This is a genomic window from Bacillus sp. 123MFChir2, assembly GCF_000383235.1.
GTDB lineage: Bacteria > Bacillota > Bacilli > Bacillales > Bacillaceae_G > Bacillus_A.
In genome coordinates this window covers 1-7,819 of record NZ_KB911002.1, presented here as the reverse complement: position 1 = coordinate 7,819, position 7,819 = coordinate 1, and the positions used below count along the sequence as shown (strand labels likewise).

The window sequence follows — 7,819 nt, the reverse complement described above, 5'->3', positions numbered from 1 at the left end:
TTGTTTGCGCAATAATAAGGACGTAATTTTTCTTCAATAAAATGAAAATCGATTGTTGCCTCAATGGCACGAAGGAAATGGTCTTGCGGAACTAACTCTTCTACAGAAATTGTTACGCGCTCATCACGATGATTTTTCAGCGCTCCCATCATGGGGCATCGCTCCTTTGCATCTTTTTTATCAGTGTTGACAGATAAAAAGATGTTCAGACACAAAAACAGGCTGTGGAGAAGGCTTTCTCCACAGCCTGTAAGATGGCATATATGCCATCTTTTTTTATACCTATTTAATTTCATAGTTGACTTATAGGTTTTATTGGAATATATTTATTTGTAACAGATTTAAAGGGGGAAAACAGTATGAGTACATTGTTAGTTAGCATAAACGTCATCATTATGCTTCTATTACTCGGTGTATTATATTATATGCAACAGAAACACCTATCTTTTAACAAACGTGTATTTACTGCACTCGGACTCGGAATTATATTTGGACTTATTTTACAACTTTTTTATAAACCAACTTCCGAAGTCATTATCCAATCTAATAATTGGTTTAACTTAATTGGAAGTGGTTATGTTAAGTTATTACAAATGATCGTGATGCCACTTATTTTAGTTTCGATTATTTCAGCGTTTACAAAACTAAAACTAACTAGTAATCTCGGCAAAATTAGCGGACTTATTATTGGCATTTTACTTCTCACAACTGGAATTGCCGCTGCAATCGGAATTGCTACAAGTGCTGGTTTTGACTTACAAGCAACTGGCTTACAGCAAGGCAGTGCAGAAACAACTCGTTTAAAATTAGTACAAGAAAAATTTACTTCTATTGAGCAAACACCGATTCCGCAAAAGTTATTGGAATTACTCCCTGCAAATCCATTTCTAGATTTAACAGGCGCTCGTCCTACATCAACCATTTCCGTTGTCATTTTTGCCGCATTTATTGGGATTGCTTTCTTAGGAGTGAAAAAGAAATATCCAGAACAAGCGGAACAATTTAAGAATATGCTAGGTGCCGTATATGCGGTCGTCATGCGTATGGTTACATTAATTTTACGTCTTACTCCATACGGCGTACTTGCTCTTATGGCAAAAACCGTTTCAGGAAGTGACGTGCAAGCTATTTTAAAACTTGGTAATTTTGTTTTGGCATCTTATGTAGCGCTTATTGTTATGTTTATTATTCACTTATTACTGATCGCTCTTTCTGGTTTAAACCCAGTGCAATATTTAAAAAAGGCATTCCCGGTTTTAACATTTGCGTTTACATCACGCTCAAGCGCAGGTACGATGCCGTTAAATATTGAAGCGCAAAAAGAAAAACTTGGTGTTTCAGAAGGGATTGCAAACTTCGCTGCTTCCTTTGGTGTATCAATTGGCCAAAACGGATGTGCCGGTATTTATCCTGCTATGCTTGCCATGATGGTTGCGCCAACTGTTGGCATTGATCCATTGCAACCGCAATTTATCTTAACATTAATCGCTGTTGTTGCAATTAGTTCATTCGGCGTGGCTGGTGTTGGAGGCGGAGCAACATTTGCAGCACTCATCGTACTTTCCACTATGAACTTGCCAATTGAAATTGTCGCTCTATTAATCTCTGTTGAACCATTAATTGATATGGGACGCACAGCTTTAAATGTAAGCGGCTCTATGACAGCTGGTCTTATTTCTAGCAAATGGCTTGGAGAGTTAGATGTAAATACGTACAATGAAGCTGATCATAAAACTGAAGAAATTGCATTATAAGAAAGAAAACACCCTGGATTGAGGGTGCTTTTCTTATAATGACACAAACCTTCTAACTTTTAGATGTTAGTTAAAATGAAAATTAATTGTTCAATCCTCACTGCACCAACTTATTAAAAAGACTTTTTAATATCTAAGTAGCTGCCATGCAGAACAAAACATGGCAGCTACTTTCTGTCTATCGTGGTAGAAAAAGGATTTGTTTTAAACTTTGCACACTGACCGCCTCTATGCATGGCCAGTTGCTCTCGCCCACCGAAAAAGAAAAGGGTTTTTATGTTAGTTTTTCAATTAACATCCGTATATATCCATTTTTTATAAATAACCTTGTTCTTCACACCAATCATGAAACTGCCGAACATCTACATCAATTAAAACAATATCTTTTAACTCAATATCAATATCCATGCCGTCAATTACAATCACATATTTTGCACCTTTCTCCGTGCTATTTCGTTTGATGGTTCCTATTTGATTTCGATGCGGTCCATCTTTTACATATGCTTTTTGTCCTGTAATATCAAAGTTCAACATCTTCACCTCTTTCATTTGCTCTACTTATCTATGTATATGATGAAACAACGAAAGAGTCCTCTATTTTTTTTACTTTATTACAATTATTTTTCATTTATTTTAATCTCATAAAATACATATAAAGATTCCTCTTCAAAATAAATTGTTAGCGCTTTTCTTTTTACACTCATGTTATACTAATACAGCGAAAACTTGCTTCATCACTGTTTCGTTTCACACATCATTTTTTACAGACATTTATCTCCTACCTATCTTTTTCATTTTCTTTAAATCTTAAGGTGGAGGTCTTATTATCCAAGAATAACGGGATAAAATCGAACTTCTTAAAGAAGAAAAACAATGGATACAGTAACAATTACAAAAATCATTAAGACTTTAAATACAATCATTGAAAAGCAATATAAAAGCGCAGAGCATACAGTGAATGTATAAAAAAGAACGTGCCCAGCACGTTCTTTTTTATACATTCATATTTTCTTTAATGTGAAGACCTGTCACATTTTCTATTAATTCAATCGTTTCTTCTAATGTCATCTCAAAAATTGTTTGGCTACCTTCTACATAAGGAAACTTTGGAAAACGTTTTTCCATTTTTTTTATGGTATCAGATGAAAATATCGCACTATCTACACGAAATTCTGATTCAAGTAGCACAATGTAGTCTAATAATTGAAATCCTAGGCCATTTATAAAAGAGATGCACTTCTCTTTTGATTGCGATGATAAGAAGACGTTACGCTCAAGTTCATAAAATAACTCTTCACCTAAAATTTCTTCTAATTCTTCATCATGTTCACGATTAATAATCTCTTCATATCCATAATCATCGACAAGTTCTTCTACTTCTTCCCCGTCTTCAAATAGTAATTGCGCTAAAGTTGCACCTTTCTTATATTCACTTTGCTGTACAACTGTTAAGAAATTTGTTTTCCATCCTTGTTCTAAATTCATGTTTTATAGCTCCTTTTATACACGCTTTATTTTTAAATATACGTTTTGTTGCAATTGCTTTTTCGCTTTCTCATTACACTGTTTAGCAAATAGGGATACGCTAGACGCCCTTTGCATCATACCATTTATATAAATGAGCGGGTCAAGTAATCGTTCTTTTCCACCCTTATAACAAATGTCGTATTCTGTCTCACTCTCTTCTAATACTACTTTCGAATGTAGAGAGTGAAGCATTTTATCAATTTGACAATCCCCACAGTTTCGTAATATATGTAACACCGTTTCATCATCAGTTGAAAAGTCAGATAGATGTAAAATATTTCTTTGTAACGCGTATTTTAATATTTCTGTTAGTCTATAGTAACCATACGAATTCAACGGATGCAAAAAGAAATCAATCGTTTCTTTGTAATAAGCTTCTGTAAACCATTCTACTGCATGTACAGATTGTAAACAAATTTGTCCATTATGAACCATTACATCTTCTAAAAAAGAAGACACTTCTTGCTTTGAAATCATTCCATATGTATATAAATCCCGTAACGTATAGTCTATACGATCTGCACATAAATTCGGAAAAGGTTGCTCTAACAACATCCATTGTTCCCATTTCTCAATCATTCTATAATTATAGCCATATTTCTGCAAAATAGATGGAATATCTGAAGCTTCAATAACATCCATAAAAATTTGTTCATGATAATCCTCATCTTGCTCTTCTAATACGTGGTCAACAATGTGTGAAAATGCTGTATGAGATACATCATGAAGCAATGCCGCAATTTGTTCTTCTATACTGCCACCTAACATTTTCACAAGAAGCATAACACCGACAGAATGTTCATAGCGTGTTACGTTCCACATTGGATTCACAAGGAAACTTGCACCGCCTTGATGAATTTTCTGTAAACGCTGCACCGCCTTTGATTGCAATAGTTCCGCAAGCACATCATCTATATCATGTTCACCGTATATAGAATCATGAATTGTAATCATGTCCCTGCCCCCTCTAACACTTGTTCAATAAAGTGAAACTTCCATCAGTGGAGAGTTTTTTCATCTCCCACTGATGGTTAGTTGAACCAATCGGGCTTTTACGGGCAGTTATCCCCCACATATCTTCCTCGCTTCTCCCTGAATCTTGAGGTGGGGGTCTTACTGCCCACAAATAGCGGGATAAATCCATCTAGGTTATCTTCAACGATACGCACTTCTGGTAAATGATAAAATGTTGTATCCAATGGACTGTTTCCTTTATACACAAATATTTTCTTTTCCAAAGCAAGCGCCATTCCGAATTCGGTATGACTTCCTTTTCCGCCATTTAATAAAAGCAGAAAAACATCTGCGTCTCGTACAGCTTGTTTTTCTGCTTGTCCAATACTTTGTAATTCTAACCTATTTGTTGCTTTTTCATTTTTTGTCCAATCATATGTATGAATCCATCCCGCTTGTTTCAGTTTACCTGCTGCAAGGCGGACAATATGTTTATTTGTAAAAGTTGAAGCGATATAAAATTTCATACTACCTCTCCTCTTCATATACAACATAGATAGAAAAATCTTAGAGAAAAAGGACATTTACGACTCTTTTTTTGCTTTTTTATCAATTTTATCATTTAACATATCTAATTCGGCTGTAATTTCTGATTTTTCTAACTTTCGTTCTTGTGAAAAATTCCGTCCCATATAAACTATAATACTACCAATATACAATACTAAACAAACAACTAGAGCAATATTTTCACAGAGACTTAGCTCCAATCTAGTCACTCCTAATCTCATCCGTATTTAAACGCGTCAATAATTAGAATTCGTCTGTCAAATCTATGCTATTGTAACATAAAGTGAAACTTCCGTCAGTGGGGTTTTCTACATCCCCCACTGACGGTTAGCCCGCCCAATCGGGCTTTTACGGGCAGTTATCCTCCACCTATCTTCTTTGCTTCTCTCTGACTCTTGAGGCGGGGGTCTTACTGCCCACAAATAGCGGGATAAAGTGTGCTTTTATCTCTATCTTAAAAAGCAACCCTAAATGGATTGCTTTTTTTACTACTCACCTTTTTCTTTCGAGAAAAACATTCTAGAAATAACAATCCCTAGCCCACCAATAAGTAAGAATAATACTGCACGAATCATCATTGATACTTCTGGTAAATCTAAGAAGAATAACTTAATCACTGTCACAACCAACACAACTAATCCGGCGTATAATATTTCATTCATTCCTCTATTACGTCCAAACCAAACTGAAACTAAAGCATATATCATCCATAAAAGCGAGACAAATACACTGATAATACTTCCGTCTGTTGAAAGAACCTCTCCTATTCTAGTAATCGTAATAAATACGAGTACCATAAAGCCATATAACGTAATCGAATACACATATTTTCCAAAATGTTGCAACATTGGTTTCACTTTCATCATTCCATAATAAAATGTTCCCACTAAAATGAGATGGGCTACAAAAGCTGCTGACATGAATGTCTCAAATGGACTAACAAGCGTTTGCAACATACCGATTCCATAAATAACCGCACTGATATAAAACTTGATTTCTTGTTTTAATTTCGCAGAAGTAACGATACCTAAAAAGCCTTGTAACATCAATACAATTGCTCCATTCACTAAACTAAATTCATATAAAATCGCTAAACTAAACGACCCCATCGCAAAACCAAATAAAAGATCTGTAAATAACGATTTTTTATTTTTCATATAGTCAGCTACAAACATTACAGTGTGTACAATTGTACTAATTAACAATCCCCATGTTGTAAAATCCGGAATTTTCACAATTGCCATAACAAAGAAGATTGCATTGGCACTAAACAAAGCCGTTCTAGATTGATAAATAAAACTTCGATCAATAAACATATGCCAGAAAAGCAAAATATGAATGAATCCATAAACAATTGTTAATTGCACCTGTAAATTCCCTAGTAACATGGTCATAATTACAAAAAAGACAAACGTTACAAGTACAGAAACAGAGTAAGATACCATATATAAATATTGATAGCGATTTTTATACGCATACCATAATAAACTAATCGTTAACACTGTTTCATATCCAAAGAAAATGTAAGAATTAGGTGCTGTACTATTTAATAAGAACGGTACAAAAAAGGCTCCTACAGATACAAATATAGCGAGATACTCTGATTGATAGCGCTTAGCTAAATAAATACCGAGTATAATCCAAATAATATTGAATATAAATGCCATGCTTGCCGGAAAGAAATGATACAAATAATGCGCAGCGAATGTCGTTAAAACAATGCCTGTAATACTTCCTCCAGCTAACACTAAACCTAACGCTTGACGTTCTTTTTTTATTTGTATATCACCTACATAATACAAAGCAACTGATAATGCTACGCCAAATACAATACGAATTGCTGGAGTAAGTACTCCTGCATCTACTCCCGCTTTAAATAGCCAAATTACCCCAAGCAGCATAATGGCAACGAAAATACGTGGTAGCCATGTTTGACAAAATTTTATAATGTCAAATGGTTCAGGCTTAAATGCAGATATATCTACCTGCTTTATTTCCGGCTCCTTCACACTTTCTTGGTTAATGACTCTTTCTTCTTGTCGTACATTTTGCACAGGGATACTAACTTCTTGTTTCTTCTCAATGGGTTCCTTTATTTGTTGAACCCTTTCTTCGTCCATTACTCTTTGCTGTGCTTTTAACTCATAGAGCGTCTCTTTCAATATATCAATTGTTGTTTCTAGGGCTTCTATTTTTCGGTTCAAATCTTGTTTCATTTTCTCCCTCCCCCCTCTAATCATGCTGCTAAATAGAAATACACCTATAATTAGTTGAATTTCCAATTAACTACATCATACTATTAGTTTATTCATTTTTTAAGGGAATTTTTCTTGTATTATCCAATTTCCGCTATTATAGTAACAACTAGCATTTCCCATTCTATTTCTTAACTTAACTAGAAAAATAGAAAATATTGTTTATGAGGTGTTTCTTTGAAACAATCGATTTGGAACAATGGCTCAAAAAAGAAAACTCGTGGTCTAAGGCGCGCATTCCGAAATTTCTTGAAGTATACTACTATGCATACAAGCTCTTTACCAAATGCTAACGACCATTCTGATTTAGGTTGCTGGTCTATTCATCTTCCCTTCAATCCTTCTTATATACATGCAAAACGTAACTCCAACTCAATTAAACGATTTTATTTACAGACAGCAATCAATCGAGTAGAACATTTAATTCATCTAAAAACTGTGAATGAAAAAGAATATCGTATTTATTTGAGGCCACTGAAAAAGTCTTCATAGAAAAAACGAAAGCTTCCTCGATGAAATCGAGGAAGCTTTCGTTTTTTTCATGTATAATAGTTGTAATAATTCTAGGTGGTGTCTCGGATGATTTCAAAACAACAATCTCTTAACCTTAGCCCATTCATGGCGATTTACGATATCGTCATACCAAAAGATAATATGCTCCGTCAATTTAATGAAATGGTAGATTTTTCTTTTGTTTTAGAGGAACTGAAAAGTAAATATTGTCTCGATAATGGCCGCAACGCAGTGCCGCCCGTTCGTATG

Annotated in this window: 8 protein-coding genes and 2 pseudogenes; 3 read left to right on the top strand and 7 right to left on the bottom strand. The window is 34.6% G+C overall.

Annotated features, from left to right (window positions below; all coding sequences use genetic code 11):
• Window positions 1-152, bottom strand: a pseudogene (locus tag H280_RS24210) (IS5/IS1182 family transposase); the annotation flags it as partial.
• Between the two features lie 207 nt (window positions 153-359).
• On the opposite strand from H280_RS24210, the gene H280_RS0122250 reads away from it, so the two are divergent.
• The gene (locus tag H280_RS0122250) at window positions 360-1,754 is read left to right on the top strand and encodes an L-cystine transporter (protein WP_020063302.1); all 1,395 of its coding nucleotides are present in this window, start codon (window positions 360-362) and stop codon (window positions 1,752-1,754) included.
• A 315-nt stretch (window positions 1,755-2,069) separates the two neighbouring features.
• Here the strand turns inward: H280_RS0122250 and H280_RS0122245 are convergent, their stop codons facing one another.
• The 6 genes from H280_RS0122245 to H280_RS0122215 all read right to left on the bottom strand — a co-directional run bounded on the left by H280_RS0122245 (window position 2,070) and on the right by H280_RS0122215 (window position 7,018).
• The gene (locus H280_RS0122245) at window positions 2,070-2,285 is read right to left on the bottom strand and encodes a DUF3912 family protein (RefSeq protein ID WP_028411348.1); all 216 of its coding nucleotides are present in this window, start codon (window positions 2,283-2,285) and stop codon (window positions 2,070-2,072) included.
• 462 nt (window positions 2,286-2,747) lie between these two features.
• The gene (locus H280_RS26245) at window positions 2,748-3,239 is read right to left on the bottom strand and encodes a hypothetical protein (protein WP_020063299.1); all 492 of its coding nucleotides are present in this window, start codon (window positions 3,237-3,239) and stop codon (window positions 2,748-2,750) included.
• Window positions 3,240-3,254: 15 nt separating this feature from the next.
• Window positions 3,255-4,232 (bottom strand): HD domain-containing protein, encoded by a 978-nt coding sequence (locus tag H280_RS0122230; RefSeq protein ID WP_028411347.1) that lies wholly within the window; start codon window positions 4,230-4,232, stop codon window positions 3,255-3,257.
• A 101-nt stretch (window positions 4,233-4,333) separates the two neighbouring features.
• Window positions 4,334-4,762, bottom strand: coding sequence for a nucleoside 2-deoxyribosyltransferase (locus tag H280_RS0122225; protein WP_020063297.1), 429 nt, complete (start codon window positions 4,760-4,762; stop codon window positions 4,334-4,336).
• 57 nt (window positions 4,763-4,819) lie between these two features.
• Window positions 4,820-5,023, bottom strand: a complete 204-nt coding sequence (locus H280_RS0122220; protein WP_028411346.1) for a DUF3966 domain-containing protein — start codon at window positions 5,021-5,023, stop codon at window positions 4,820-4,822.
• Window positions 5,024-5,290: 267 nt separating this feature from the next.
• The gene (locus H280_RS0122215; RefSeq protein WP_020063295.1) at window positions 5,291-7,018 is read right to left on the bottom strand and encodes a DUF2339 domain-containing protein; all 1,728 of its coding nucleotides are present in this window, start codon (window positions 7,016-7,018) and stop codon (window positions 5,291-5,293) included.
• A gap of 303 nt (window positions 7,019-7,321) precedes the next feature.
• Between H280_RS0122215 and H280_RS25490 the strand changes: the two genes are divergently transcribed.
• Window positions 7,322-7,549 (top strand): DUF3916 domain-containing protein, encoded by a 228-nt coding sequence (locus H280_RS25490; RefSeq protein WP_231401809.1) that lies wholly within the window; start codon window positions 7,322-7,324, stop codon window positions 7,547-7,549.
• Between the two features lie 87 nt (window positions 7,550-7,636).
• Window positions 7,637-7,819, top strand: a pseudogene (locus H280_RS0122205) (IS5/IS1182 family transposase); the annotation flags it as partial.

Bases quoted from the DNA above. Each gene is read 5' to 3' on its own strand.
- H280_RS25490 (WP_231401809.1), top strand. From the start codon at position 7,322: ATGCATACAAGCTCTTTACCAAATGCTAACGACCATTCTGATTTAGGT.
- H280_RS0122225 (WP_020063297.1), bottom strand. From the start codon at position 4,762: ATGAAATTTTATATCGCTTCAACTTTTACAAATAAACATATTGTCCGC.
- H280_RS26245 (WP_020063299.1), bottom strand. From the start codon at position 3,239: ATGAATTTAGAACAAGGATGGAAAACAAATTTCTTAACAGTTGTACAG.
- H280_RS0122250 (WP_020063302.1), top strand. From the start codon at position 360: ATGAGTACATTGTTAGTTAGCATAAACGTCATCATTATGCTTCTATTA.
- H280_RS0122215 (WP_020063295.1), bottom strand. From the start codon at position 7,018: ATGAAACAAGATTTGAACCGAAAAATAGAAGCCCTAGAAACAACAATT.
- H280_RS0122220 (WP_028411346.1), bottom strand. From the start codon at position 5,023: ATGAGATTAGGAGTGACTAGATTGGAGCTAAGTCTCTGTGAAAATATT.